This window comes from Corynebacterium yudongzhengii, from assembly GCF_003065405.1.
Lineage (GTDB): Bacteria > Actinomycetota > Actinomycetes > Mycobacteriales > Mycobacteriaceae > Corynebacterium > Corynebacterium yudongzhengii.
Window position 1 is genome coordinate 1,106,879 of the sequence record NZ_CP026947.1, and the last position, 26,716, is coordinate 1,133,594.

Sequence of the window (26,716 nt, forward strand, 5' to 3'; positions counted from 1 at the left end):
TTTCCGTGACCATCCCCGCATCGGAGATCGTCGACAAGGCGCAGGCGCTGCTCAGTCGCAAATTCGGCGGTGGTCAGCGCTTCACTGAGACCCAGCGTCTCGAGGGCACGGGCACAGCCACCGTGCTGCGCGCCCGCCTGGCGCCGCAGGCCTTCCTGCAGCAGCGCTCGGTTGTGGTCAAATACGTCCCCGAAACCGGCGACCTTTTCGACGACGCCGCCCTGCTACGCGAGATCGCCGCGTACCAGTTCACCACCTCGCTGAGCGAAAACGTCCGCCCGGGCCCCTATATGCTCGCCCATGACATGGACGCCCGGCTCATGGTGATCTCGGATTCCGGCGACGGCGATCGCTTCTCCGAGCTGCTGGAAAGCAACGACCCCGAAGCCCGCGAGCAGATGCTGCGCAACCTCGGCTCCGCGCTGGGGCGCATGCACGCCGGAACCGCCGGGTCAGAGAAGAGCTTCCGCACCCTTTTGAACCGGATGTTCAAGCAATACCCCGAGCTCGAGCCCAGCCGCGACTTGCGCGATCGCTCCATCGGGCCGGCGACCTTCCACGGCGCCACGTTGATCCGCAACGCCGGCATCCGGGTGCCCGAGTGCGTCGCCGCGCTCGCCGAGGACGCCACCACGCGCCTGGCCCACAGTCGCTCGCGGGCCTTCACCCCTTTCGATTTGTCGCCGGATAACATCATCGTCGCCCAGCGCACCGAGTTCCTCGACTACGAGTGGGCGGATTTCCGGGACGTCAACTACGATCTCGCCTGCGTGATCGGCGGGTTCCCGCAGTACGCCGGGCGCAGCGTCATCTCTGACGAGGAAGGAGACGCCTTCCTCAAAGCCTGGGTCGAAGAGGTCGAAGATATCTGGCCGGATACCGCCAACGAGGCTCATCTGCACGAGCGCATCACCGCCGCCTTGATCAGCTGGGCGCTGTCCTCGGTCTCTGTGCTGCATCACGGCTCGATCGGCAGCGCGCTGACTAGCCTGGACGATGATGATCCCGAGACCAGCACGCGGCTTTTCAATTCCGACGAGGACTTCACCGACGCCGAGCACCTCGTGCGCCGTGACTTCTATGAGACGTTCTCCTCGCTCGCCCGCTACGCCCGCCAGGGCGGGGACAACCGTTTCGAGGTCGTGGCCTCCTTCGCCGAAGAGGTGGCCGAGCGCGTGAAAGAACCGGAGCACTAGATGAGCCAGGACGCACTCTTCGGCGCGCCCGCCGGCGGCGAACAGGGGCCGGCCGCCGGGCAGCGCGGCTCCGAGTTCTTCGCCGCCAGCGCCGGGGCGCCCCTGGCCGCCCGGATGCGCCCGCGCAGCCTGGACGAGATCGTGGGCCAGGATCACCTGCTGGCCGATGGCAAACCGCTGCGCCGGCTCGTCGAAGGCTCCGGCGAGGCTTCGGTGATCCTCTATGGCCCGCCCGGTACCGGCAAGACGACGATCGCCTCGCTCATCGCCTCCGCGATGGGCCAGAACTTCGTCGCGCTCTCGGCCCTGGACTCCGGGGTCAAGCAGGTGCGCGCCGTCATCGACCGCGCCCGCCAGGATCTCGCCCACGGCGAGCGCACCGTGTTGTTTATCGACGAGGTGCACCGATTCTCGCGCACCCAGCAGGACGCGTTGCTGCAGGCCGTCGAAAACCGCACCGTGCTGCTGGTGGCCGCCACCACCGAGAACCCCTCCTTTTCGATCGTCGCCCCGCTGCTCAGCCGCTCGCTGCTGCTCCAGCTCGTCTCCATCGAGCCCGATGACCTCAACCGGCTGCTGCGCCGCGCGCTGGCCGATCCCCGCGGCCTCGACGGGCGCGTGGAGGCCACCGACGAGGCCATCGAGCAGATCGTTTTACTCGCCGGCGGCGATGCGCGCCGCAGCCTGACCTACCTCGAGGCGGCCGCCGAAGCCGTCGGCGACGGCGAGACGCTGGACATCGACGTCGTGCGCGACAACGTCAACCGCGCCGTGGTGCGCTACGACCGCGACGGCGACCAGCACTACGACGTGGTCAGCGCGTTCATCAAGTCGATCCGCGGCTCCGACGTCGATGCCGCGCTGCACTATTTGGCCCGCATGATCGAGGCGGGGGAGGGCCCGCGGTTCATCGCGCGGCGGCTGGTCATCCACGCCTCCGAGGACATCGGCATGGCCGACCCGACCGCCCTGCAGACAGCCGTGGCCGCCGCCGACGCCGTGGCTTTTATCGGTATGCCCGAAGGTCGGCTGCCGCTGGCGCAGGCCACCATCCACTTAACCACCGCGCCGAAGTCACCGTCGGTGATCAAGGCGATCTCGAAGGCGCAGGAAGACGTGCGCAACGGGCACGTCGGGGCGGTGCCGGCGCACCTGCGCGACGGCCACTACGAGGGCGCGAAGGCCCTCGGCAACGCCGTGGGGTATAAGTACCCGCACGACGATGAGCGCGGCGTCGTCACGCAGCGCTACATCCCGGAAGACTTGGACGACGCCGTGTACTACGAGCCCACCGACCACGGCGGCGAGAAGCGCATCCGCGACTACCTGGGACGGCTTCGTCGCATCGTGCGCGGCGCGGGTAACATGAAGCGTCGATAAATACCCGTCACTTTTCGCCTAACGGAGGAACGACTTTTCCGTGCAGACTCACGAGATCCGCGACCGCTTCACTCAGCACTTCGTCGACGCAGGTCACACGGCCGTTCCCAGTGCCTCGCTGATCCTGGACGACCCCACCCTGCTGTTCGTGAACGCGGGCATGGTGCCCTTCAAGCCCTACTTCTTGGGCCAGCAGAATCCTCCGTTTGAGAACCGAACCGCCACCAGCATCCAGAAGTGCGTGCGCACCCTGGACATCGACGAGGTGGGCATCACCACCCGCCACAACACCTTCTTCCAGATGGCGGGCAACTTCTCCTTCGGCGGGTACTTCAAGGAAGGCGCCATCCGCAACGCCTGGTCGCTTCTGACCAAGCCGGTCGCCGAGGGCGGCTTCGGGCTCGACCCTGAGCGCCTGTGGGTCACCGTGTACTTAGACGACGACGAGGCCGCCGACATCTGGGAGAACATCGTCGGCGTGCCCGCCGAGCGCATCCAGCGCATGGGCATGGAGGACAACTACTGGTCCATGGGCGTGCCCGGCCCGTGCGGTCCGTGCTCCGAAATCTACTACGACCGCGGCCCCGACTACGGCGCCGAGGGTGGGCCGGAGGCCGACGAGCACCGCTACATGGAGATCTGGAACTTGGTCTTCATGCAATATGAGCGCGGCCCGAGCGATGAGAACGGCAACTTCGAGATCTTGGGCGAGCTGCCGCAGAAGAACATCGATACCGGCTTAGGCATCGAGCGCGTCGCGTGCCTTTTGCAGGGCGTCGACAACGTCTACGAGACGGACCTTCTGCGCCCGGTCATCAACGTCGCCGAAGAGCTCACCGGCGCCACCTACAACGAGAACCACGACAACGACGTGCGCTTCCGCGTCATCGCCGACCACACGCGCACCGCGATGATGCTGATCCTCGACGGCGTGACCCCGTCGAACGAGGGCCGCGGCTACATCCTGCGCCGGCTCATGCGCCGCGTTATCCGCTCGGCCCGCCTGCTGGGCGCGGAAAGCAAGACCCTGGAGTCCTTCCTGGCCACCGTGATGGACACCATGAGCCCGTCGTTCCCGGAGATCGAGGACAACCGCGACCGCATCCTGCGGGTTGCCGCCACCGAGGAGAAGGCATTTTTGCGCACCCTCGAATCCGGCACCGAGCTCTTCGACCGCACCGCCGCCAGCATCAAGGAGGCCGGGAAGACCACCGTCGGCGGCCACCAGGCGTTCGAGCTGCACGATACCTATGGCTTCCCGATCGACCTCACCCTCGAGATGGCCGCCGAGGCCGGCCTCGAGGTGGACATGGATGGCTTCAACGCGGAGATGACCGCGCAGCGCGAGCGCGCCAAGGCCGACAACAAGGCGAAGAAGCACGGCCACGCCGACGAATCCGTCTACCGCCAGTGGGTCGATGACAACCCGACCGAGTTTCTGGGCTATGAGCAGCTCACTGCCGATGCCACCGTCTTGGGCCTGGTGCGCGGCGGCCAGTCGGTGACCACCGCTAAAGCCGGCGATGAGATCGAGGTCATCCTCGACGTCACTCCGCTGTATGCGGAATCCGGCGGCCAGCTCGCCGACCGCGGCCGGCTGGTGGCCGGCGATACGGTGATCGAGGTCAAGGATGTGCAGAAGATCGCCAAGCGCGTGTTCGTGCACAAGGCCACGGTGGTCTCCGGTGGGGTAGAGCTCGGGATGTCGGTTAAGGCGGAGGTCGACGAGACCTGGCGCCACGGCGCCCGCCAGGCGCACACCGCCACCCACCTCATCCACGGCGCGCTGCGCCAGGTGCTGGGGCCCACCGCCGTGCAGGCCGGCTCGCTCAACCGCCCCGGCTACCTGCGCTTCGACTTCAACTACACCGAGCAGCTCAGCGACGAGCAGCTCGAGGAGATCGCCCTGATCGCCAACCAGGTCGTCGACGCCGATTACCCGGTCAACACCGTCGAGACGACCCTCGACGAGGCGAAGGCCATGGGCGCGCTGGCCCTGTTCGGCGAGAACTACGGGGACAACGTCCGCGTCGTCGAGGTCGCCGGGCCTTTTTCCACCGAGCTCTGCGGCGGCACCCACGTGGCGTCCTCGGCGCAGATCGGCCCGGTGGCGGTGCTCGGCGAGTCCTCGGTCGGCTCCGGGGCACGCCGCATCGAGGCCTACTCCGGCATGGACGCCTTCCGCTATTACTCCCGCGAGGCCGCGCTGGTCTCCGGGGTGGCCAGCACCTTAAAGGCCAAGAGCGACGACTTGCCCGCGCGCATCAGCCAGCTCACCGAGCGCCTCAAGGCTGCGGAGAAGGAGATCGCCGCGCTGCACCAGCAGCAGCTCATGTCGAACACCGCGGCGCTTGTCGACGAAGCGGAAACCCTCGGCGATGTCACCGTGCTCATCCGCCAGCTCCCGGACGGGGTCACCGGTGGCGATCTGCGGACCGTCGGCAGTGATCTGCGCGGCAAACTCGCCGGCCGCCCGGCCGTGGTGGTGCTCGCCTCCCGCAACGACGCCAAACTGCCGTTTGTGGTGGCCGCGACCGCCGAGGCGGTGGATATGGGCGTGAAAGCCGGCGATCTGGTGAAGACGTTCGGCGAGTACGTCGACGGCCGCGGCGGCGGCAAGCCGGACATGGCGCAGGGCTCGGGCGCCACCCCGGAAGGCGCCGAGGCCGGTTTCCGCGCCGTGAAAGATGCCCTGGGTGGACTCTGAGGTAACCTTTCGCATACGGTAATGTCACGGAAGTGTCACAGACACGCCGCGTAGGGTCCCTTAATCTTTTCCTAGGGACGCTACATTGGCTCATGTCCGACGACTTATCTGTATCGATCACGAGAGGACCTGCATGCCCACTCCGGACACCCCGGGTCTCGAGGACCCGGGCCGCGGCCGCCGCATCGGCATCGATGTCGGCACCGTACGTATCGGTGTGGCATCCTCGGACCGCGACGCCCGCCTGGCCACGCCGGTGGCCACCGTGCGCCGGGAGACGGGCTTCAAGGATCGGGATAAAGCGGATATTGATCAGCTGATTCAGATCATCGAGGACTACGAGGCTGTCGAGGTCGTCGTGGGGCTGCCTCGAGATCTGAAGGGCAACGGCTCGCGCAGCGCCAAGCACGCCAAGGAGATCGCCTTCCGTATCCGGCGGCGTTTGAAACGCGCGGGCAGCGACGTTCCGGTCCGCTTCGCCGACGAGCGGCTGACCACGGTGGTGGCCACCACCGCGCTACGCTCGTCCGGGGTCAGCGCAAAGGCCGGCCGTGGGGTCATCGACCAGGCCGCCGCAGTAGAGATCTTGCAGTCTTGGCTGGATGCCCGCAGCAACTACCTCGACCGGAACGAGAACGACCCAATCGACAGTGAGGTGTAGCAGGCAATGACCAAGCCCGCCCGCAACCGGGGCTTCCAACGGCGCATGGAGCCGAAATACGTCAAGCGGCGCCAACGCGGCCTGGCCGTCCTGATCGCCTCGTTCGTCCTGCTTATCGGAGCGGTGGTGTGGATCGCAGTGCAGCTCTCCGGAAACGCCAACAACCCGCAGGCCCAGGTCAACGACTACGAGGGCACTGGCAATGGCGTCCAGCAGCTCGTCGAGATCCCCGAGGGCGCGGCCCTGGCTCAGCTCGGCCCGGAGCTTGAAGAACGTGACATCGTCGCCTCCGACAGCGCCTTCCAGACCGCGGCGGCCAACAACCCGGCGGCCGGCAACATCCAGCCCGGCTTCTACCGCCTCGAAGAGCAGATGAGCGCCTCGGCTGCCGTCGACGCGCTCACCAACCCGGATAACCAGGTCGACCTGCTCGACGTGCACGGCGGCGCGACCCTGATGGACGTGGTCGTCGTCGGGGGAGAGACGCGCCAAGGCATCTACTCGCAGATCGCCGCGGTCTCCTCACAGGGTAGCGCCGACGGCAGCGGGGTCACCGTCCAGGAGCTCCACGAGGTCGCCGCGAACGTCGACCCGGGGGAGCTCGGCGCCCCGGAGTGGGCCTTAGACCGCGTGCGCGAGCGCGGCAACGACCCGCGCCGCCTCGAGGGCCTGATCGCCCCGGGCCAGTACGTCGTCGATCCCTCTAAGTCCGCGCAGGAGGTCTTGACCGACCTCGTCAGCCGCTCGACGAAGCTCTACAACGAGACCAACATCGAAGAGCGCGCCGGCGCCCTCAACCTGTCCGCCTATGACCTGCTCACCGCGGCCTCGCTCATCGAGCGCGAGGCGCCGGCCGGCGAGTTCGACAAGGTGGCCCGCGTGATCCTCAACCGGCTTGAGGAGCCGATGCGTCTCGAGTTCGACTCGACGGTCAACTACGGGCTCGACGACGTCGAGGTCGCCACCACCGACGAGGACCGCGCCGAGGTCACCCCGTGGAACACCTACGCGATGGACGGGCTCCCGCAGACCCCGATCGCCTCGCCGAGCGTCGAGGCCATCGAGGCCATGGAGAACCCGGCCGAGGGCAATTGGCTCTTCTTCGTCACGGTTGACGAGGATGGCACCACGGTGTTCAACGACACCTTCGAAGAGCACCTCGCCGACGTCCAGCGCTCCGCGGACAGCGGCGTCCTCGACTCCAACCGCTAGAAGTAGGTAGACAGTGACGATCACTCACCGCGCAGCGGTCCTCGGCAACCCAGTTGAGCACTCGCGCTCGCCGATCATGCACAACGCCGGCTACGCCGCCTTAGGCCTTAACGACTGGGAGTACACCCGCATCACCACGGACGCCGAGGACGTGGCCCGCATCGTGGGCGAGGCCGACGAGAGCTACGCCGGCTTCTCCGTGACCATGCCCGGCAAGTTCGCCGCCCTCGAGGTGGCCGACAGCCTCTCCGAGCGCGCCGAGCTCATCGGCGCGGCGAATACCTTGGTGCGCACCGGGGCTGGCTGGCATGCGGATAACACCGACTGCGTCGGCGTGCTCGGCGCACTCGGAGAGCTTTTCGACGGCGCCACCGTCGCCGCCGCCGTCCTTTTAGGCTCCGGCGGTACCGCGCGCCCGGCGCTGTGGGCACTCGCCAAGATCGGCGTATCCGAGGTCACCGTGGTCAACCGCAGCGATCGCTCGGAGGCGCTCGCCGATCTCGTCGACGCTGTCGGCCTCGAGGTCACCTTCTCTACCTACGACACCGACCTCCAGGCGTTGACGCGTCAGGCGGACGTGGTGGTCTCCACCGTGCCCTCGGCCGCGCTCGATGGGCGCGAGCAGGCCTTAGGGCATGCGCCGGTACTCGATGTCATCTATGATCCCTGGCCCACGCCGCTGACCACCCAGGCGGCGGCCAACGGCTATAGCACAGTCGGCGGGCACGTGATGCTCGCTCACCAGGCTTATCCACAGTTTGAGGCTTTTACAGGTCACAGTGCCCCGCGTCCACAGATGTGGGACGCTTTGGTGAACTCCCTGCGCTAACGTTGTCCCCGTGGGGGGAATTCTTCTGGTTGCCGTGCTTGCGGCCTGGTCAGTTGTGTTGTGCTTGACCGATATGCGCCACCGGCGCCTGCCGGATCCTTTGACGCTTCCGCCGGGGGTGGCAGCCATCGCGGTCTCGGCGGTGTTGGACGTGGAGGTGACCGCTACGGGGGTGGTCTGGCCGGCGCTGTATCTGCTGATGGGTCTTATCGGCGGCGGGATCGGGGGAGGCGATCTCAAGCTCGCGGTGCCTCTGGGGATCCTCGTGGCTGCGATCGGCGGTCTGCCCGCGGTGCTCACGGCGATCGTCGCTGCCGGGCTTATCAGCACGCTCACGGCGTGGCGCAGCGGAACCACACCGCACGGCCCGGCGATGATCCTCGCTACCGCGGGGTGTGCTGTGGGGTTCTCATAATGCTCGATACCCCGCTTATACCCCCTTGTGCGATAATGCCTCCATGCTTCGTTGGACTACAGCCGGAGAATCACACGGTCAGGGTCTAGTGGCCCTCATGGAACACATGCCCGCAGGCGTGCCTATCACCGCAGAAGAGATCGCCACCCAGCTGTCTCGCCGCCGTTTGGGATATGGCCGCGGCGCGCGCATGAAGTTCGAGGCCGACGAACTCACCCTGCTCACCGGCATCCGCCACGGGCGTACCCTCGGCAGCCCGATCTCTATTCTGATCGGCAACACCGAGTGGCCGAAGTGGACCACGATCATGTCGCCGCACCCGCTGGATATGGACGACCCGGAGGTCGCCAATGCCATGGAGTCCGGCCGCGGTGCGAAGCTCACCCGCCCGCGCCCGGGGCACGCTGACTTCGCCGGCATGATCAAGTACGACACCGACGAGGCCCGCCCCATCCTCGAGCGCTCCTCGGCGCGCGAGACCGCCGCCCGCGTGGCGGTGGGCACCGTCGCCCGTAACTTCCTGCGCGAGACCCTCGGCGTCGAGGTGCTCTCGCATGTGATCTCGATCGGTGCGTCCACGCCTTATGAAGGACCGGCGCCGTCGGCAAGCGATAGTGCAGCGATCGACGAGAACCCCACCCGCGCCTTCGGTAAGGAAGCCGGCGAGTCCATGGTCGCGGAGATCGATGCCGCGAAGAAGGCCGGCGATACCCTCGGCGGAATCGTCGAGGTGGTGGTGGAGGGCCTGCCGATCGGGCTGGGCTCGCACATCTCCGGCGAGGATCGTCTCGACGCGCAGCTCGCCGCCGCGTTGATGAGCATCCAGGCGATCAAGGGCGTCGAGATCGGCGACGGCTTCGAGGAAGCACGCCGGCGCGGCTCGGCCGCCCACGACGAGATGGTGCGTAGCGACGACGGCGTCGAGCGTCTCACCAACCGCGCCGGCGGTCTGGAAGGCGGCATGACCAACGGGGAGATCCTGCGGGTGCGGGCGGCGATGAAGCCGATTTCCACCGTGCCCCGGGCACTGAAGACTGTGGACATGGCCGATGGCTCCGCGGCGACCGGCATCCACCAGCGCTCCGATGTGTGCGCGGTGCCGGCCGCCGGTGTGGTCGCCGAGGCGATGGTCGCGCTCGTGCTCGCGCGGGCGGTACTGAATAAGTTTGGCGGTGACTCCCTGACTGAGACCCGTCGTAATATCGAGGCATACCTGGACTACGTGGATAAGCGTCTGCAGTTTGGAGGTCACTAAGTGGTCAGCCACACCCATCCTCGGGCCGTGCTCGTGGGCCCGCCCGGAGCCGGGAAGTCCACCATCGGGCGGCGTCTGGCCCGGGCGCTGAACCTCCCGCTCGTCGACTCCGATGAGCTTCTCGAACAGCAAGAGAACAAGCCCTGCGGCGAGATCTTCTCGACACTCGGCGAGCCGGCTTTCCGCGAACTCGAGGCCGAAGCCGTGGCGCGGGCACTGTCCACCGGCGGAGTGGTGAGCCTCGGCGGGGGTGCCGTCATCACCGAATCCACCCGCAGCCTGCTCATGCAGCACACCGTCGTCTGGCTGGACGTCAGCGTCGACGAAGGCGTGCGCCGCACCCAGGACGCCGGCACCCGGCCGGTCTTGGAGGCGGAAGACCCGCGCGAGCACTACGCGCAGCTTCTGGCCTCCCGCGAGGAGTACTACCGCGAGGTCGCCGATTACCGGGTGCGTTCCGACGGCAAGTCGCCGCAGAGCATCGTCGCCGACATCTTAAGTTTCTTGGAAGCCCTGTAGGAGAATCGTGAGCACCATTACCGTCAACGGCCCGCGGCCCTATGACGTGACCGTCGGTCACGCGCTCGATGGCGCGATCGCCGCGCAGGTCGCCACCCACGGCGCCCGCCAGGTCGCGCTCATCCACCAGCCCCCGCTGGCTGACGTCGCAGCCCTCATCGCGGAGAAGATCGACGCGCGCGTCCACCTCATCGCGGTGCCGGATGCCGAAAGCGGCAAGACCTTAGAGGTCGCCGGCAGGATCTGGGACCAGCTCGGCGAGGCGGCGTTCGGGCGCCGGGATCTCGTCATCGGGCTCGGCGGGGGAGCGGCCACCGATTTGGCCGGTTTCGTCGCGGCGGCCTGGATGCGCGGCGTCGACGTCATCCAGGTGCCCACGACCCTGTTGGCGATGGTGGATGCGGCCGTCGGCGGCAAGACCGGCATCAACACCGCGGCCGGCAAGAACCTGGTGGGCGCCTTCCACGAGCCGCTGGCCGTCTACATCGACTTAGAGCGCCTGCGGACCCTGCCGCAGCGCGACATCATCGCCGGCTCGGCGGAGATCATTAAGACCGGCTTCATCGCCGACGAGGAGATCCTCGCCCTCTACGAGCGTGACGCTGCCGCCTGCCTCGAGCCGAACGAGATCATGACCGAGCTGATCACCCGCAGCGTGGCGGTAAAGGCGGAGGTCGTCGGCAACGACCTGAAAGAGGCCGGCCTGCGTGAGATCCTCAACTACGGCCACACCTTCGGCCATGCCGTGGAGCAATATGAAAACTACGCCTGGCGCCACGGCGATGCGGTGGCTGTCGGCATGATGTTCATCGCCCAGCTCGCCTGCGACCGCGGGCTCATCGACGAGGATCTGCGCGAGCGCCACCGCAAAATCCTGACCTCGGTCGGCCTGCCCATCAGCTACGCAGCTGGGCGTTTCGATGAGCTCTACGACGTCATGACCCGAGATAAGAAAAACCGCGACGGCAAGGTCCGCTTCGTCGCCCTCGACGGCGAGGTGGGGAAGATGACCCGCATCGAAGGCCCCACGACCAGCGAGCTCGCCGCCGCCTACGACAAGATCGCGAAATAATAATGACCCACGTGCTTATCCTGAACGGCCCGAACCTGAACCGGCTGGGACGCCGCCAGCCGGAGATCTACGGTGCATTGACGCTTGCAGACATCGAAAAGATGTGCCAGCAGCGCGCCGAAGAGCTGGGCTTGGCCATCGAGCTGCGCCAGTCTAACCACGAAGGCGAGCTCATCGAGTATGTCCACGAGGCCGCCGATCAGAACTGGCCCGTGATCATCAACCCGGGCGGTTTCACGCATACCTCCGTGGCCCTGCGCGACGCGCTGGCGGAGGTCGCCGACGGCGCCGGTTTCGTCGAGGTGCACATCTCGAATGTGCACGCCCGCGAGGAGTTTAGGAAGCACTCTTATCTCTCGCCGATCGCGAAGGGCGTTATCGCCGGGCTCGGCTCTTATGGATATCTCGCCGCGCTAGGCTATCTCGCGGGTTAGTCTGTGGGGTATGGCTTTTGTAGATAACCGTTTCGAAGAACGTCGTCGCACCGTCGCCACCGAGTTGGCTGAGCGGCGCATCGACAAGCTGTTGATCACCCACCTGGTCAACCTGCGCTACCTCACCGGCTTCAGTGGCTCCAACGGGGCGCTGCTGCTCGGTGCCGAGCGCTCGGTCGCGCTGGCGACCGACGGGCGATACCAGACCCAGATCGCCCAGGAAGTCCCCGACATCGAGGCGCGCATTACCCGGCCGGTCGCACCCGCGTTGCTCGCGGATGTCGACGGCCCGCAGCGCGTCGGCATCGAGGCTGACCACTTAAGCGTCGCGGAGTTCGAGGCGCTTCAAAAGGCGTGCGATGAGCAGGTGACGCTGGTCCCGGTGCGCGGGCTCGTCGAGAAGCAACGTCGCATCAAAGACGCCGGGGAGATTGAGCAGCTCGCCGAGGTTGCGGAACTCGCCGCCGCCGCGCTGCGCGGGATGCTTGCCGACGGCGCCGTGCGCGTCGGCCGCACAGAACGCGAGATCGCCGCCGAGCTCGAATACCGCATGCGCACCGCCGGATCCGAGCGCACGAGCTTCGACACCATCGTCGCCTCCGGGCTGAACTCCGCTAAGCCGCACCACGGCGCCGAGGACCGCGAGCTGGTGGCAGGGGATCTGGTCACCATCGACTTCGGTGCGCACGCGCGCGGCTACAACTCCGATATGACCCGCACCTACGCTGTCGGTGAGCCCGATGACTTCAGCCGCGAGATCTACGAAGTGGTCCAGCGGGCGCAGCAGGCGGGCGTGGAGGCGGCGATCGTCGGCACGCCGCTCGTGGATGTCGACGCCGCCTGCCGCGACGTCATCGAGGCCGCCGGCTACGGCGAGTACTTCGTGCACTCGACCGGCCACGGCGTGGGCATGGACGTCCACGAAGAACCGGCCGCCTCGCGCAACGGGGAGGGGGAGTTGGAAGACGGCATGACCGTTACCATCGAGCCCGGCATCTACGTCCCCGGGCGCGGCGGGGTGCGTATCGAAGACACCGTCGTGGTCACGGAGAAAGGCCCGCGGGTGATCACCGATCTCGGCCGTGACCTGCTGGTGGTGTAAGCTGGACCCGCTTTCGAACCAGATCGCGAACAACTAGGAGATTATTCGTGGCAACCACCGCCGACTTCAAAAACGGCCTCGTCCTCAAGATTGATGGCAAGCTCCAGCAGATCGTGGAGTTCCAGCACGTCAAGCCCGGCAAGGGCCCGGCCTTCGTGCGCACCAAGCTCAAGGATGTGCTCTCTGGCAAGACCATCGACAAGACCTGGAACTCCGGCGTGAAGGTGGAGACCGCCACGGTGGACCGCCGCGACATGACCTACCTCTACAACGACGGCACTTCGTACGTGGTCATGGACGACAAGACCTTCGAGCAGTACGAGCTCGACGGCGACAAGTTCGGCGACGCCGCTAAGTTCCTGCTTGAGAACATGCGCGTCCAGGTCTCCTTCCACGAGGACGAGCCGCTGTTCGGCGAGCTGCCGGTCTCCGTCGACCTCGAGGTCACCGAGACCGCCCCGGGCCTGCAGGGCGATCGCTCCACCGGCGGCACCAAGCCCGCCACCGTCGAGACCGGCGCCGAGATCCAGGTCCCGCTGTTCATCGAGACCGGCAACGTCGTCAAGGTGGATACCCGCAGCGGCGAGTACCTCTCCCGCACCTCCCAGTAGGGCAGAAGACGTTGTCCACTAAGGAGAAGAACTACCGGCGGCACGGCAAGCGCTACCGGGCGCGCCGGCGTGCGGTCGACATCATCTTCGAAGCCGAAGCCCGGGACATCGACCCGGTCGGTATCGTCGACGAGCGTGCCGAGATGGCGCGCCAGCCGGAAAGCTCGGTCGCGCCCATCGCGGAATACACCCGCGAGATGGTTTTGGGTACCGCCACGATGCTCGACGAGATCGACGAGCAGATCACCCGGTTCCTCTCGGATGACTGGGAGCTGGATCGCCTGCCCGCCGTCGACCGCGCTATCCTGCGCGTGCTCGGCTGGGAAATCCTCTACAACCCAGAGGTTGACGCACCGATCAGCGTCGTTGAAGGCGTGGAGATCGCCTCCGAATACTCGACCGACAGCGGTGCACCGTACATCCACGCGGTGCTCGACGACATCGCGCAGTCCGCTTCCGAGGACAACCCGATGAACGTCGAGGTGGAAGAGTCGGAGGACTCGGAGGACGAGGAAGACTCGGAGGACGAGGAAGCCTCCGGTGATGCGGACGACTCACGCGACTCGCGCGACGATCAGTCGCCGACAGGGCACTAGGAGCTTGAGGCGTCAGATGCGGTTTGTTGGCGCTTCTCCGGCAGGACGGTAGCGGCGGTTCTTGGGTAGTCGGTAGAAGTCATCCGGCCCCGGCCGCCATGTCCCAGGCCTCGGCGGCGCGGGGTCCCCAACTCTCAGAATTACCTGAGCGCGGTGGTGGCACTAAGCCAACCAACGGAGTTTTTACGCACGTGCGTAGAAAACAGAGGCTTCTGGTGACAGTGGGTCTCGCGTACCTATAAGTTCCCCGGGATTCATCAATTTCCGATTACGCACGTGCGTAAAAATCCGGCCCGCACTATGCCGCGCCATAGTCGTAGGCCTGTTCCGTTTCTTTACCTCCGCCAGAAGACCAAGGCGAGAGAAACACTTCGGTAGGCGCATTTCGAAGAGAGAGACTCCGCAGGGCCGTGAACCGTGGGATGAGGCGTATCGCCGTAATCTCTGTGTGCCCGAGAAGAAGAAATCCCTTCCGTATTGCCGACACAGGAAACGCCGAACTGCAGCGGCCTCCCCGCCAGACATTCGTCCGAGCTAGAGGACGGTCCCACCACGTACCCGAAACCCTATGACCAACTACGCGGATACACACTACCACCTACCCCGAACCGGCCAAAGGCAATCTCGTCACAACCCGCTAGTTTCGCCTTTCAAGGCTAGATACTTACTCGTCGTGCTTTGGAGATTTCCGTCATCCAGGCTCCAGTCGCAGGCAATCTGCCCTGGTAATGCTTTCGTGACCGCGCCTCTTCTTATCCCACCAATCGGTCTTCGTGGAATAGGACCGTTCGGCCGTTAACCCAGCCTTATTACCTTTTCCGCGCAACCACTGGGGAGGCGGACGATGGAATAGGACATCGCCTTATACTTTGAGTCGCTTGTAGACAGTTGATGGCGTGCTACCGGATACTCGGCCGACCGCGTGTCAAGACCTGCGCGTGTCAAGACATCCGCGTGTCAAGAATGGGTGCTTAGGTAAAGGGAGCCTAAGCCCCGGCAGCTCTTCGGCAATCCCGACTACTCGCCGCCAGAGAATTGATTCCGGACCTCCCCGAGAGCATCGTGGACTTGGAGAACGCCGTCGACGGAGCTAACGAGCGCGGCCTCCAGCTGCTCGTCGGTGAGCCCGGCGGCGGCACAGATCTCCGATTCGGTGCGCACGATGAGCTTGTCGGCCTGGTCGACGATCACCGCGGAAGCCTTCATCTGGACGCTATTGAGATGATTGGCCGCCATGTACCAGGCCGCCGCGTCAGGCGCGGAGGTCCCAGTCTCGGTCAGTGACTCGGCGCGCACGATCGCGACGGAACCGAGCGCCGCGAAGGTCACCTGCCGGCCATTTAGGTTCGCCATCGCTGCGGGCGCACTTTCGGCATTCTCGAGCGTGACGCCGCGGTGTTTCATCGCCTCGACGATGCGGTCGATCGTCACCTCGTCGGTGCTGATCTCACTCACGGGGTGTACCTCCAAGTCACGAGTTCCGGGAAACGCTCCTCCACAGCCGCGAAGGCCTCGCGGACCGCCTCCATCGACGATAAGACGAAGTAGCCGAGCTGCTTTTCGCTGAGTCCGCAAGAGACGTCGGTGCGGCGATACGCGCTGACCACCAAGTGGGAACCCTGCTGCTCGAAGAAGCGCAGCGTCGGGGTGAAGTGGTGCTGGTTCCACTGGTTGATCAGCGCGAGCAGCGCCGCACCGTCGCTCAGCGACACCTGGCCGCGCCAGAGTGAGTCGCAGATCACCGCGTCGTCGTCAAGCGTGAACGCGATGGCGCAGTTGTTGTAGCCGGTGCGGACGATCTCGCGGCTGTCGACTTCTTCGGTCTCAAATTCGACGCCGTCGGCGACCAGCACGTCACCGACGCGCTGCGCGGTCACCTCGGGCAGTGAGTTGTCTGGTGCCATGAACCCACAGTCTAGTGCTGCAGCTGCTCGCGGCCGAGCTCGTGGGCGAAGGCGTCGTCGATCACCCGGTAGCGGAAGTGGTGCCCGCGCTCGTTGAGCACGCGTGCCGCGACCCGCTGGTTGGCCAGCGCGAGCTCCTCGGCGCCTTCGCGGCCCAGCAAGATGGCGGGGCCGAAACCGGGCACCGGTAGGAGAGTGGGCCTATTTAGCGTGCTGCCGAGTGCGCGGGTGAGCGCGACGTTGCGCACCGGCTCGGGGGCGACGGCGTTGACGAGGCCGTTCAGGGTGTCGTCGAGAACCGCGGTGGCGTAGATGTCGGTGAGGTCGTCGATGGCGATCCAGGACATCCACATCTGCCCGTCGCCGATGCGCCCGCCCAGCCCGGTGGCGAAGAGCGTGGATAACAGCGGGAGCATGCCGCCGTCGCCGGCCATCGCCACGCCGGTGCGCACGTTGACCACGCGCTTGCCGGCCTCTTTCGCGGGCAGGGTGGCGTGCTCCCAATCGGCGACAACGTCGGCCAAAAAGCCCTCGCCGCGCTCGGAGTCCTCGGTGAGTACCTCGTCGCCGCGGTCGGCTCCGTAGATACCGATCGCCGAGGCGCACACCAGCGCCTGGCAGGTATCCACGCGCCCGACCAGCTCCGCGAGCCGGCGGGTCGGGCCGACGCGCGAGGAGTAGACCTCGGCCTTGTGACTGTCGTTGAAGCGGCCGAACAGCGGCTCGCCGGCGAGGTGGACGAGCACGTCGACGCCGTCGAGCAGGTTGTGGGCGGGATGATCGGTATCCCAGTGGCGCTCACCCTCGCCGGCCTCGCCGCGCACGAGGGGAATGACGGTGTGCCCGGCGGTGGTCAGAAGGGCCTTCAGCGCGCGGCCGACGGTGCCATGAGAACCGGTGAGAGCGACGGTGACGTTCTTCTCGCCATAGGCGCGCAGCCGGTCGTGGGCGGCGAGATCCCCGATGAGCTGCTGTTGGCGGTACGCCCAGGCGGGGTGCAAAAGGTTGGCGGGCGCGCGGGTATCCACCCGGTCGGTGATTTCCGTGCCGCCGTCGTCGGTGTCGGCGAAGCTGTGGATGTGGGTCCAGTTCGCTATCTGGCGCAGCGGCGCGTTGACCACCTGGTCAGCGAAGGAGACGTATTCCTCATAGTGCTCCGGCAGGTGGCGGGCCTCCCACCGCAGACCCGCCGGGAGACTGAAGATGGAGGTGCCATCGCGCAGGCTCTGCGTCTGCCTGGTGGGGGTCATCGGTAGAAACGGGGGCGTAAGCCGCGTCAGGGCCCCGGGACGGGTGTGGTAGTCCCAGACCGTGGTGCGGTCGTGAGCGAGTGTGTGGCGTGCGTGCAACGACATGGCCCCAATGTACGTGCGTGCTATATTAAAGTGCGGAAAAAGTTCATTCACCATCCTTTAAGGACCGCACAGAGAGGCGGGGAAGGAGGTCACGATGAGCGATACCACAGCGGCAGAGACGGAACTCATGGGTTCTGCCGACGTCGCCCGTACCGTCGCACGCATCGCGCACCAGATCATTGAAAAGACGGCGCTGGATCAGACACCGGATAACCCTCCGGTGCTGCTCGGCATTCCCTCCGGCGGGGTGCCTTTAGCGAAGCGCTTGGCGGATCGCATCGGGGAGTTCTCCGGGGTCACCCCCGCGACCGGCTCGCTCGACATCACGCTGTATCGCGACGATCTACGTTCGCGCCCGCATCGCGCCCTTCTGCCCACGAACATCCCGGCCGGCGGCATCGACAACTGCATCGTCGTGCTAGTCGACGATGTCCTCTACTCCGGCCGCACCATCCGCGCAGCCCTCGACGCGCTGGCGGACCTCGGCCGCCCCCAGAGCATCCAGCTGGCCGTGCTCGTCGACCGCGGCCACCGCGAGGTTCCCATCCGCGCCGACTACGTAGGCAAGAACATCCCCACCGCCCGCGGGGAGGACGTCACCGTCTACAACGGTGAGATCGACGGCCGCGATGCCGTCGTGCTCACCCGCCTTAAGGAGGGGAGCCAGAAATGAAGCACCTGTTGAGCATCAGCGATCTCTCCCGCGAGGAGATCATCGCCCTCATGGATGAGGCCAACCGCTTCCAGGAGGCACTGCTCGACCGCGAGGTCAAAAAGCTGCCCACCCTGCGGGGGCGCACCGTTTTTACCCTCTTCTACGAAAACTCCACCCGTACCCGCGCCAGCTTCGAAACGGCCGGCAAATGGATGAGTGCGGACGTCATCAACTTGTCGGCCTCGTCGTCTTCGGTGAAGAAGGGCGAGTCGCTGAAGGACACCGCGCTTACGCTCAAGGCCGTGGGCGCCGATGCGATCATCCTCCGGCATCCCTCCTCCGGCGCGGCGAAACTGCTGTCCCAGTGGGTTGCCCCCGGCGGCGACGGTCCCAGCGTCATCAACGCCGGCGACGGCCAGCATCAGCACCCCACCCAGGCGCTTCTCGACGCCGTCACCCTGCGCCAGAAGCTCGGCGACATCGACGGCCGCACCGTGGTCCTCGTCGGCGACTGCCTGCACTCGCGGGTGGTGCGTTCGAATGTAGACCTGTTGAGCACCCTCGGAGCCGAGGTCGTGCTCGTCGCCCCGCCGAGCCTGCTGCCGACCGGCGTCGAGACCTGGCCGGTGACCGTCTCCCAGGATTTGGATTATTGGATCCCGCGCGCCGATGCGGTGATGATGCTGCGCGTGCAGGCCGAGCGCATGCACGGCGGTTTCTTTCCCTCCCAGCGTGAGTACGCGACCTACTACGGCCTGAGTAAAGAGCGCGAAAGGCGCATGAAAGAAGGCGCGATCGTCATGCACCCCGGCCCGATGCTGCGCGGCATGGAGATCAATTACGCCGTCGCCGACGCCGAGCGCACTGCCGTGCTGCAGCAGGTCTCCAACGGTGTGCACGTGCGAATGGCCGTCCTATTCACCCTGATCGCTGGATCCGGCGCCCCGCTGAGCTGAGAAAGCCGAGGACACCAATGACCGAGAACACTTTTCCCACTCCCGGCACGTTCACTCTGATCACCGATGTGCGGCCCTACGGCGAGGGCGAGCCGGTCAACGTGCTACTCGACGGCGGCGTCATCGCCGAGATGGACCACACCGTCGATAAGAGCCGCACCTACCACCAGCGCATCGACGGCCGCGGCGCCGTGCTGCTGCCCGGCCTCGTCGACATGCACGTTCACCTGCGCGAACCCGGCCGCGAGGACACCGAGACCATCGTCACCGGCTCGCAGGCCGCTGCCCTCGGCGGCTTTACCGCCGTGTTCACCATGGCCAACACCCAGCCGGTGACCGACCAGCCCGTCATCGCCGACTCCGTCTGGCACAAGGGCCGCGCCGCCGGGCTGTGCGATGTCCACCCGGTCGGCTCGATCACCAAGGGCCTCAAAGGCGAAACGCTCACGGAGTTCGGCATGATGACCCGCGGAGATGCGCAGGTGCGCATGTTTTCCGACGATGGTCGCTGCGTCAACGACCCGCTGGTCATGCGCCGGGCCGTCGAGTACGCCGCGGGTCTCGACGTCCTGCTCGCCCAGCACGCCGAGGAACACCGCTTGACCGAGGGTGCGGTCGCCCACGAGGGTGAGAACGCCGCCCGCCTGGGTCTGCGTGGCTGGCCGCGCGTCGCCGAGGAATCCATCGTGGCCCGCGACATCCTCATGACCCGCGACTACGGCGGGCGTATGCACATCTGCCACGCCTCGACCGCCGGCTCTGCCGAGCTTTTGCGCTGGGCGAAGTCCCAGGGCGTGAAGATCTCCGCCGAGGTCACCCCGCATCACCTGCTGCTGACCGACGCCAAGCTCGACACCTACGACGGCGTCTACCGGGTCAACCCGCCGCTGCGCGAGGACTCCGATACCGCGGCGCTGCGCCAGGCGCTTCTCGACGGCACCATCGACGTCGTCGCCACCGACCACGCCCCGCACGGCAGTGAGGACAAGTGCGTCGAGTTCGATCAGGCCAAGCCCGGCATGCTCGGCTTGGAGACCTCGCTCGCCGTGATCGCCGAGATCTTTGTGAAGCCTGGTCTCGCGGACTGGCGTTTCGTCGCCAAGGTCATGAGCGAGCGCCCCGCCGAGATCACCCGGCTTGCCGACCACGGCCGCCCGCTGGCGGTAGGGGAGCCGGCGAATCTCACGCTGGTCGACGACGATCACACCTGGACCGTCGACGGCACCCAGCTCGCCTCCAAGTCGGAGAACACCCCGTATGAGGGCATGACCTATTCCACCCGAGTGGCCGCCACGCTGCTGCGGGGCCGCGTGACGGCCCGCGATGGTGTCGCGGAAAACCCGCTCTCCGAATAACGCATACAATACGAAACGATGAATAATTTGCAGCGAAAGGGTTCCACTGTGAGCAGCACCCCTCAAACCCCGGCCGCCCTGGTCCTTGCCGACGGCCGGATCTTTCGCGGCCGCGCGTTCGGCGCGACCGGAACCACCCTGGGCGAGGCCGTCTTCACCACGGCCATGACCGGCTACCAGGAGACGATGACCGACCCGTCGTATCACCGACAGATCGTCGTCACCTCCGCCCCGCAGATCGGCAACACCGGCTGGAACGACGAGGACAACGAGTCCCGCGACGGCCGCATCTGGGTCGCCGGCCTCGCCATCCGCGACCTAGCGCGCCGCGTGTCCAATTACCGCGCTGAGCGCAGCCTGGCAGAGGAGATGGAGGCACAGGGCATCATCGGCATCGCGGGCGTGGCCACCCGCACCATCGTGCGTCACCTGCGCAACGAAGGCTCGATCGCCGCGGGAATCTTCTCCGGGGCTGATGCCGAGGCCAGCGACGAAGAGCTGATCGAGGCCGTGAAGGCGCAGCCGGCGATGACCGGCTCCGATCTGGCCAGCGAGGTCTCCACCCAAGAGCCCTATACGATCCCGGCGGAAGGCGAGAAGCGCTACACCGTCGTCGCCTATGACATGGGCATCAAGATGGCCACCCCGGGGCACTTTTCCCGCCGCGGGATCGAGACGGTGGTGGTGCCCGTCGGCACCCCGCTGAGCGAGGTGGCCCAGTACTCACCCGACGGCATCTTTTTGTCCAACGGCCCGGGGGACCCCGCCACCGCCGACGAGATGGTGGCCATTACCCGCGAGATCATTGAGAAGAAGATCCCGCTGTTCGGGATCTGCTTCGGCAACCAGATCTTGGGACGCGCGCTCGGGCTGGAGACCTACAAGCTCACCTACGGCCACCGCGGCATCAACGTGCCCGTGATCAACCACGTCACCGGCAAGATCGACATCACCTCCCAGAACCACGGCTTCGCCCTTCAGGGCACCCCCGGCGAGAGCTTCGCGACGGACTTCGGCCCCGCCACCGTCACCCACTCCTGCCTTAACGACGGCAGCATCGAAGGTGTCGCGCTCGATTCGGGGCTGGCCTACTCCGTGCAGTACCACCCGGAGTCCGCCGCCGGCCCACACGACGCTAACCCGCTGTTCGACCAGTTCATCGAGCTGATGGACAACCACTCGCCGAATAACTCTTAAAAGGATTTACCCATGCCCAAGCGCACAGACATCACGCACGTCCTGGTCATCGGTTCCGGCCCGATCGTCATTGGCCAGGCCTGCGAGTTCGATTACTCCGGCACCCAGGCCTGCCGAGTCTTGAAGGAAGAGGGCCTGCGCGTCACGCTCATCAACTCGAACCCGGCGACGATCATGACCGACCCGGAGTTCGCGGACGCGACCTATATCGAACCGATCCACCCCGACTACATCGACAAGATCCTCACCCGCGAGGCGGAGAAGGGCCATCCTGTCGACGCGGTGCTCGCCACCCTGGGCGGGCAGACCGCGCTCAACGCCGCCATCCAGCTCGATCGCCTCGGCATCCTGGAGAAGCACGGCGTGGAGCTCATCGGCGCCGACATCGAGGCCATCGAGCGCGGCGAGGATCGCCAGAAGTTCAAGGACATCGTGGAGAAGGTCGGCGGCTCGTCGGCACGCTCCGCCGTCTGCTACACCATGGACGAGGTCCACGACACCGTCGCCGAGCTGGGCCTACCGGTCGTCGTGCGCCCGTCGTTCACCATGGGCGGGCTGGGCTCCGGCCTGGCCTATAGCTACGAGGACCTCGAGCGCATCGCCGGAGATGGGCTGGCTGCCTCCCCGGAGGCCAACGTGCTCATCGAGGAGTCCATCCTGGGCTGGAAGGAATACGAGCTCGAGCTCATGCGGGACGGCGACGACAACGTCGTGGTCATCGCCTCGATCGAAAACGTCGACGCCGTCGGCGTGCACACCGGCGACTCCGTCACCGTCGCTCCCGCTCTGACCCTGACTGACCGCGAGTTCCAGCACCTGCGGGACCTGGGTATCGGCATCATCCGCGAAGTCGGCGTCGATACCGGCGGCTGCAACATCCAGTTCGCGGTGAATCCGGACAACGGCCGCGTCGTGGTCATCGAGATGAACCCGCGCGTGTCGCGCTCCTCGGCGCTGGCGTCGAAGGCCACCGGCTTCCCGATCGCCAAGCTCGCCGCCAAGCTCGCCATCGGCTACACCCTCGACGAGGTGAAAAACGACATCACCGGCGTCACCCCAGCGGCGTTCGAGCCGACGCTCGACTACGTCATCGTCAAGGCCCCGCGCTTCGCGTTCGAGAAGTTCCGCGGCTCGGATGAGACCCTGACCACCTCGATGAAGTCCGTCGGCGAGGCCATGGGCATCGGCCGCAACTACATCGCCGGCCTCAACAAGGTCATGCGCTCCCTCGAGGGCACGACCAACGGGTTCTGGACCCGCCCGGATGTCGATATCGCCGCCGAGCACGCCGAGGACGTCAACGCCGTGCTGGAGAGCCTGCGCACCCCGAGCGACGGGCGCATGTACGACGTCGAACTCGCCCTGCGCCTCGGCGCCAGCATCGAGCAGGTCCACGAGGCCAGCGAGATCGACCCCTGGTATCTGGCGGAGCTCAAAGGTCTCGTTGACTTCCGCGAGCAGCTTCAAGAGGCACCGGTTCTCGACGAGCCGCTGTTACGCGAGGCGAAGTACTTAGGGCTTTCCGACGCCCAAATCGCCGCCCTGCGCCCCGAGCTGGCCGGCGAGGACGGCGTGCGTTCCCTGCGCTGGTCGCTGGGGATCCGTCCGGTGTTCAAGACCGTCGATACCTGCGCCGGGGAGTTCGAGGCCCAGACGCCGTATCACTACTCTGCCTACGAGCTCGACCCGGCCGCCGAGTCCGAGGTCGCCGAGACTGGGCGGGAGAAGGTCATCATCCTAGGCTCGGGCCCGAACCGCATCGGCCAGGGCATCGAGTTCGACTACTCGTGTGTGCACGCCGCCCTCGAGCTCTCCGAGCGCGGCTACGAGACCGTCATGGTCAACTGCAACCCGGAGACCGTCTCCACGGACTACGACACGGCCGATCGTCTCTACTTCGAACCGTTGACCTTCGAAGACGTCATGGAGGTCTACCACGCCGAGCAGGCGTCCGGCACCGTCGCTGGGGTCATCGTCCAGCTCGGCGGGCAGACCCCGCTGGGCCTGGCGCAGCGCCTGGCGGACGCGGGCGTGCCGATCGTCGGCACCAGCCCTGAGGCCATCGACCTAGCCGAGGACCGCGGCGAGTTCGGCCGCGTGCTGTCCGATGCGTCGCTGCCGGCGCCGGAGTTCGGCACTGCCACCTCCTTCGCGGAGGCCACCGAGGTGGCCCGTTCCATCGGTTACCCGGTGCTCGTGCGCCCGTCCTACGTGCTGGGCGGCCGCGGCATGGAGATCGTCTACGACGAGGCCAGCCTCGAGGACTACATCGACCGCGCCACCGAACTCTCCCCGGATCACCCGGTGCTCGTCGACCGCTTCTTGGACTCCGCCATCGAGATCGACGTCGACGCCCTGTGCGACGGCGAGGAGGTCTACCTGGGCGGCGTCATGGAGCACATCGAGGAAGCCGGCATCCACTCCGGCGACTCCGCGTGTGCGCTGCCGCCGATGACGCTGGGCCCGGAGGATGTGGAGAAGGTACGCGCCTCGACCACCGCCATAGCCCACGGCGTGGGCGTGAAGGGCCTGCTGAACATCCAGTTCGCCTTGAAGGACGACATCCTCTATGTCATCGAAGCGAACCCGCGTGCGTCGCGCACCGTGCCTTTCGTGTCCAAGGCCTCCGGCGTGCACCTGGCGAAGGCCGCCGCCCGGATCATGATGGGCTCGACCATCGCCGAGCTCAAGGCCGAGGGCATGCTGCCGACCAGCTACGACGGAGGCTCGCTCCCGCTCGAGCACCCCATCGCTGTCAAGGAGGCGGTGCTGCCGTTTACCCGCTTCCGCCGCCCGGACGGCTCGATGCTGGATACCCTGCTCGGCCCGGAGATGAAGTCCACCGGTGAGGTCATGGGCCTTGCCGCCAACTTCGGCGCCGCCTACGCCAAGGCCGAGCACGCCGCCTTCGGCGAATTGCCGACGGAGGGCACCATCTTCGTCAGCGTGGCCAACCGCGACAAGCGCACCCTCATCCTGGCGATCCAGCGCTTGGCCTCGATGGGCTTCGAGCTGCTCGCCACCGCGGGCACCGCGCAGATGCTGCGCCGCAACGGCATCGAGTGCGAGACCGTGCTCAAGGCCTCCGATGTGCGCGAGGGCGCGGAGGGTAAGTCGGTCGTCGACAAGATTCTCGACGGCGAGATCGACCTCATCCTTAACACCCCGGCCGGCTCCGCGGGCGCGCGTCACGACGGCTACGACATCCGCTCCGCCGCCGTCGCCGTCAACGTTCCGCTCATGACCACAGTTCAGGGGGTCTCCGCCGCTGTGCAGGGCATCGAGGCGTTGCGTCGCGGGGGACTCAACGTGCGGGCGTTGCAGGAGCTCAACCACACCCCGGTGGGCGACAACTGATGCCCGCGCCAGGATTCGGCGCCCGGCTGCGTGCCGCGGGCGCCCGGCACGGCCGGTTGTGCGTGGGCATCGACCCGCACGCCCAGCTGCTGGAGCAGTGGGGCTTAAGCGATGATATCGACGGGCTGCGGGCGTTTACCGACGCCTGCGTCGAAGCCTTCGCCAGTGAAGTCGCCTTGATAAAGCCGCAGGTCGCGTTCTACGAGCGCTTCGGCGCGGCCGGATTCCAAGTGCTGGAAGAGGCACTCGCGGAGCTGCGCTCCCGTGACACGCTGGTGGTCGCCGACGCTAAGCGCGGCGATATCGGCTCGACGATGGCCGGCTACGCCGAGGCGTGGCTGGGAGAGCGTTCCCCGCTGCGTGCCGATGCCGTGACGGTCTCGCCTTATCTCGGCATCGGCGCCTTGAACCCAGTCTTTGAGCTCGCACATAAGCGCGGCGCCGGCGTGTTCGTGCTCGCGGCGACGTCGAACCCGGAGGCCCCGGCGGTGCAGCGCGCCGATACCGGCGGCGGGGTGACGCTAGCGCAGTCGGTCGTCGATCACTGTGCGGCGTTCAACCGCGGCGGTAAACCGGGCGATGTGGGCGTTGTCGTCGGCGCCACCGTGGATGATCCGCCGGCGCTAGACGAGCTCAACGGCCCAGTGCTCATGCCGGGCGTGGGTGCCCAGGGCGCCGGTAGCGAGGATGTTGCGCGGATCGCCGCGGGGGTCACTGACCTGGCGTTTCCCAACGTCTCGCGCTCGGTGCTCAAGGCCGGACCCAAGGTGGGGGCGCTGCGGGCGGCGGCACGCGCGCAGGCCGAAGACTTTCCTGGAAACTTTCCTGGAGGGTCAGTTCACGCCTAAGCCCGATGACCTGGTAGTTTAGATTTCGCAACGCGTTGACGTGCCCGTATGCAGGGCGCGTAACGTCGATAGTCCACCACCCGGTGCTACACTTGCCCGCAGCTATCCCGCAGACGGGATGCGGACGGGACCACCGTGAGTGGCCCATTTCCTGTACAGACAGACGAAAACGGAGGAACCCCGTGGCCCTTCCCAAGTTGACCGACGAGCAGCGCAAGCAGGCTCTCGCTAAGGCTGCCGAGGCACGTAAGGCCCGCGCCGAGCTCAAGGCTGAGCTCAAGCGTGGCGGCACCACCTTGAAGGACGTGCTCGAAAAGGCTGAGTCCGACGAGATCATCGGCAAGACCAAGGTCTCCGCCATTCTCGAGGCTCTGCCGAAGGTCGGTAAGGTCAAGGCCAAGGAAATCATGGACGAGCTGGAGATCGCCCCGACCCGCCGCCTGCGCGGTCTCGGTGAGCGTCAGCGCGTCGCCCTGCTCGACCGCTTCGGCTTCTCCGGAGAGTAAGACATGGCGGACGGTAAACCCCAGGGGCGCCTGGTCGTCCTCGCCGGTCCGTCCGCGGTGGGCAAGTCCACCATTGTCTCCCGGCTGCGGGCCGGGTTGGAGGACCTGTACTTCAGCGTGTCCATGACCACCCGTTCACCGCGGCCTGGAGAGAAAGACGGAGTCGACTACTTCTTCGTCACCCCGGAGGACTTCCAGGCGCGTATCGACGAGGGGCTCATGCTCGAGTGGGCAGACATCCACGGAGGCCTGCAGCGTTCGGGCACCCCGGCCAAGCCCGTGGAGGACGCCATGAAAGTCGGCCGCCCGGTGTTGGTGGAGGTAGACCTCGAAGGCGCCCGTGCCATTAAGGCCCTCAAACCCGAGGCGGTGACGGTCTTTCTCGCGCCGCCGTCGTGGGAGGAGCTCGTGCAGCGGCTTACCGGCCGTGGCACCGAGGCGGAAGAGGTCATCGCCCGCCGTCTCGAGACCGCTAAGAACGAGCTCGACCATCAGAGCGAGTTCGACTACGTGGTCGTCAACGACGATGTGACGGCCGCCGTCGAAGAGATCACATCCATTCTGCGGGGCGAATAGCCCACTTCCCCCGCGTTT

The 26,716-nt window shown here is 66.4% G+C and carries 25 protein-coding genes; 22 read left to right on the forward strand and 3 right to left on the reverse strand.

Annotation, left to right across the window (positions count from 1 at the left end):
* The first annotated feature begins 5 nt into the window (after nt 1-5).
* The 14 genes from C3B44_RS05125 (at nt 6) to nusB (ending at nt 13,989) form a co-directional block, all read left to right on the forward strand.
* The gene (locus C3B44_RS05125; RefSeq protein WP_328588281.1) at nt 6-1,196 is read left to right on the forward strand and encodes a phosphotransferase; all 1,191 of its coding nucleotides are present in this window, start codon (nt 6-8) and stop codon (nt 1,194-1,196) included.
* Complete coding sequence (locus C3B44_RS05130; protein ID WP_108431430.1) at nt 1,197-2,576, forward strand: replication-associated recombination protein A; 1,380 nt, start codon at nt 1,197-1,199, stop codon at nt 2,574-2,576.
* Nucleotides 2,577-2,616: 40 nt separating this feature from the next.
* Nucleotides 2,617-5,283: an alanine--tRNA ligase gene (gene alaS, locus C3B44_RS05135; RefSeq protein ID WP_108431431.1), complete on the forward strand. Its 2,667-nt coding sequence runs from the start codon at nt 2,617-2,619 to the stop codon at nt 5,281-5,283.
* A gap of 133 nt (nt 5,284-5,416) precedes the next feature.
* A complete protein-coding gene (gene ruvX, locus C3B44_RS05140; protein ID WP_108431432.1) occupies nt 5,417-5,944 on the forward strand; it encodes a Holliday junction resolvase RuvX in 528 nt (175 codons plus the stop codon).
* A gap of 6 nt (nt 5,945-5,950) precedes the next feature.
* On the forward strand, nt 5,951-7,156 hold the full coding sequence (gene mltG, locus C3B44_RS05145; protein WP_235840407.1) for an endolytic transglycosylase MltG: 1,206 nt from the start codon (nt 5,951-5,953) through the stop codon (nt 7,154-7,156).
* A 13-nt stretch (nt 7,157-7,169) separates the two neighbouring features.
* A complete protein-coding gene (locus C3B44_RS05150; RefSeq protein ID WP_108431433.1) occupies nt 7,170-7,985 on the forward strand; it encodes a shikimate dehydrogenase in 816 nt (271 codons plus the stop codon).
* A gap of 10 nt (nt 7,986-7,995) precedes the next feature.
* The gene (locus C3B44_RS05155) at nt 7,996-8,400 is read left to right on the forward strand and encodes a prepilin peptidase (RefSeq protein WP_235840408.1); all 405 of its coding nucleotides are present in this window, start codon (nt 7,996-7,998) and stop codon (nt 8,398-8,400) included.
* A gap of 43 nt (nt 8,401-8,443) precedes the next feature.
* Entirely contained in the window at nt 8,444-9,655 is a 1,212-nt protein-coding gene (gene aroC / locus C3B44_RS05160) for a chorismate synthase (protein WP_108431434.1), read from the forward strand.
* Nucleotides 9,656-10,174, forward strand: a complete 519-nt coding sequence (locus C3B44_RS05165; protein WP_108431435.1) for a shikimate kinase — start codon at nt 9,656-9,658, stop codon at nt 10,172-10,174. It abuts the gene before it with no gap.
* Nucleotides 10,175-10,178: 4 nt separating this feature from the next.
* Complete coding sequence (gene aroB, locus C3B44_RS05170) at nt 10,179-11,246, forward strand: 3-dehydroquinate synthase (protein WP_412841949.1); 1,068 nt, start codon at nt 10,179-10,181, stop codon at nt 11,244-11,246.
* Between the two features lie 2 nt (nt 11,247-11,248).
* Entirely contained in the window at nt 11,249-11,680 is a 432-nt protein-coding gene (gene aroQ / locus C3B44_RS05175) for a type II 3-dehydroquinate dehydratase (RefSeq protein WP_108431437.1), read from the forward strand.
* Between the two features lie 10 nt (nt 11,681-11,690).
* On the forward strand, nt 11,691-12,782 hold the full coding sequence (locus C3B44_RS05180) for an aminopeptidase P family protein (protein WP_108431438.1): 1,092 nt from the start codon (nt 11,691-11,693) through the stop codon (nt 12,780-12,782).
* A 47-nt stretch (nt 12,783-12,829) separates the two neighbouring features.
* Nucleotides 12,830-13,393 (forward strand): elongation factor P, encoded by a 564-nt coding sequence (gene efp / locus C3B44_RS05185; protein ID WP_108431439.1) that lies wholly within the window; start codon nt 12,830-12,832, stop codon nt 13,391-13,393.
* 11 nt (nt 13,394-13,404) lie between these two features.
* Nucleotides 13,405-13,989 carry a transcription antitermination factor NusB gene (gene nusB, locus C3B44_RS05190; RefSeq protein ID WP_108431440.1) on the forward strand — a complete coding sequence of 195 codons (585 nt, stop codon included), beginning with the start codon at nt 13,405-13,407 and terminating at the stop codon, nt 13,987-13,989.
* 1,017 nt (nt 13,990-15,006) lie between these two features.
* Here the strand turns inward: nusB and C3B44_RS05195 are convergent.
* The 3 genes from C3B44_RS05195 to C3B44_RS05205 are packed head-to-tail and all read right to left on the reverse strand — an operon-like array spanning nt 15,007 to nt 17,248.
* Nucleotides 15,007-15,444 carry a YbjN domain-containing protein gene (locus C3B44_RS05195; protein WP_235840409.1) on the reverse strand — a complete coding sequence of 146 codons (438 nt, stop codon included), beginning with the start codon at nt 15,442-15,444 and terminating at the stop codon, nt 15,007-15,009.
* Entirely contained in the window at nt 15,441-15,893 is a 453-nt protein-coding gene (locus tag C3B44_RS05200) for a YbjN domain-containing protein (RefSeq protein WP_108431441.1), read from the reverse strand. Before C3B44_RS05200 ends, C3B44_RS05195 begins: the two co-directional genes overlap by 4 nt.
* A gap of 11 nt (nt 15,894-15,904) precedes the next feature.
* Nucleotides 15,905-17,248, reverse strand: a complete 1,344-nt coding sequence (locus C3B44_RS05205; protein ID WP_108431442.1) for a TIGR01777 family oxidoreductase — start codon at nt 17,246-17,248, stop codon at nt 15,905-15,907.
* Between the two features lie 94 nt (nt 17,249-17,342).
* Between C3B44_RS05205 and pyrR the strand changes: the two genes are divergently transcribed.
* The 8 genes from pyrR (at nt 17,343) to gmk (ending at nt 26,698) form a co-directional block, all read left to right on the forward strand.
* Nucleotides 17,343-17,921 carry a bifunctional pyr operon transcriptional regulator/uracil phosphoribosyltransferase PyrR gene (gene pyrR, locus C3B44_RS05210; protein ID WP_108431443.1) on the forward strand — a complete coding sequence of 193 codons (579 nt, stop codon included), beginning with the start codon at nt 17,343-17,345 and terminating at the stop codon, nt 17,919-17,921.
* Complete coding sequence (locus C3B44_RS05215) at nt 17,918-18,859, forward strand: aspartate carbamoyltransferase catalytic subunit (protein WP_108431444.1); 942 nt, start codon at nt 17,918-17,920, stop codon at nt 18,857-18,859. The genes pyrR and C3B44_RS05215 overlap by 4 nt, the downstream gene beginning before the upstream one ends.
* A 17-nt stretch (nt 18,860-18,876) precedes the next feature.
* Nucleotides 18,877-20,214, forward strand: coding sequence for a dihydroorotase (locus tag C3B44_RS05220; RefSeq protein ID WP_108431445.1), 1,338 nt, complete (start codon nt 18,877-18,879; stop codon nt 20,212-20,214).
* A gap of 18 nt (nt 20,215-20,232) precedes the next feature.
* A complete protein-coding gene (gene carA, locus C3B44_RS05225) occupies nt 20,233-21,411 on the forward strand; it encodes a glutamine-hydrolyzing carbamoyl-phosphate synthase small subunit (protein ID WP_199222403.1) in 1,179 nt (392 codons plus the stop codon).
* 12 nt (nt 21,412-21,423) lie between these two features.
* Nucleotides 21,424-24,768: a carbamoyl-phosphate synthase large subunit gene (carB, locus tag C3B44_RS05230; protein WP_108431447.1), complete on the forward strand. Its 3,345-nt coding sequence runs from the start codon at nt 21,424-21,426 to the stop codon at nt 24,766-24,768.
* Nucleotides 24,768-25,616: an orotidine-5'-phosphate decarboxylase gene (gene pyrF / locus C3B44_RS05235; protein WP_108431448.1), complete on the forward strand. Its 849-nt coding sequence runs from the start codon at nt 24,768-24,770 to the stop codon at nt 25,614-25,616. The genes carB and pyrF overlap by 1 nt, the downstream gene beginning before the upstream one ends.
* Nucleotides 25,617-25,798: 182 nt before the next feature.
* On the forward strand, nt 25,799-26,122 hold the full coding sequence (gene mihF, locus C3B44_RS05240; protein WP_108431449.1) for an integration host factor, actinobacterial type: 324 nt from the start codon (nt 25,799-25,801) through the stop codon (nt 26,120-26,122).
* 3 nt (nt 26,123-26,125) lie between these two features.
* Nucleotides 26,126-26,698 carry a guanylate kinase gene (gene gmk / locus C3B44_RS05245; RefSeq protein ID WP_108431450.1) on the forward strand — a complete coding sequence of 191 codons (573 nt, stop codon included), beginning with the start codon at nt 26,126-26,128 and terminating at the stop codon, nt 26,696-26,698.
* Nucleotides 26,699-26,716 lie beyond the last annotated feature (18 nt).

Bases quoted from the DNA above. Each gene is read 5' to 3' on its own strand.
- C3B44_RS05130 (WP_108431430.1), top strand. From the start codon at position 1,197: ATGAGCCAGGACGCACTCTTCGGCGCGCCCGCCGGCGGCGAACAGGGG.
- aroQ (WP_108431437.1), top strand. From the start codon at position 11,249: ATGACCCACGTGCTTATCCTGAACGGCCCGAACCTGAACCGGCTGGGA.
- C3B44_RS05220 (WP_108431445.1), top strand. From the start codon at position 18,877: ATGACCGAGAACACTTTTCCCACTCCCGGCACGTTCACTCTGATCACC.
- C3B44_RS05205 (WP_108431442.1), bottom strand. From the start codon at position 17,248: ATGTCGTTGCACGCACGCCACACACTCGCTCACGACCGCACCACGGTC.
- carB (WP_108431447.1), top strand. From the start codon at position 21,424: ATGCCCAAGCGCACAGACATCACGCACGTCCTGGTCATCGGTTCCGGC.
- C3B44_RS05200 (WP_108431441.1), bottom strand. From the start codon at position 15,893: ATGGCACCAGACAACTCACTGCCCGAGGTGACCGCGCAGCGCGTCGGT.
- ruvX (WP_108431432.1), top strand. From the start codon at position 5,417: ATGCCCACTCCGGACACCCCGGGTCTCGAGGACCCGGGCCGCGGCCGC.
- aroC (WP_108431434.1), top strand. From the start codon at position 8,444: ATGCTTCGTTGGACTACAGCCGGAGAATCACACGGTCAGGGTCTAGTG.
- pyrR (WP_108431443.1), top strand. From the start codon at position 17,343: ATGAGCGATACCACAGCGGCAGAGACGGAACTCATGGGTTCTGCCGAC.
- C3B44_RS05215 (WP_108431444.1), top strand. From the start codon at position 17,918: ATGAAGCACCTGTTGAGCATCAGCGATCTCTCCCGCGAGGAGATCATC.
- mltG (WP_235840407.1), top strand. From the start codon at position 5,951: ATGACCAAGCCCGCCCGCAACCGGGGCTTCCAACGGCGCATGGAGCCG.
- gmk (WP_108431450.1), top strand. From the start codon at position 26,126: ATGGCGGACGGTAAACCCCAGGGGCGCCTGGTCGTCCTCGCCGGTCCG.
- C3B44_RS05180 (WP_108431438.1), top strand. From the start codon at position 11,691: ATGGCTTTTGTAGATAACCGTTTCGAAGAACGTCGTCGCACCGTCGCC.
- pyrF (WP_108431448.1), top strand. From the start codon at position 24,768: ATGCCCGCGCCAGGATTCGGCGCCCGGCTGCGTGCCGCGGGCGCCCGG.
- carA (WP_199222403.1), top strand. From the start codon at position 20,233: ATGAATAATTTGCAGCGAAAGGGTTCCACTGTGAGCAGCACCCCTCAA.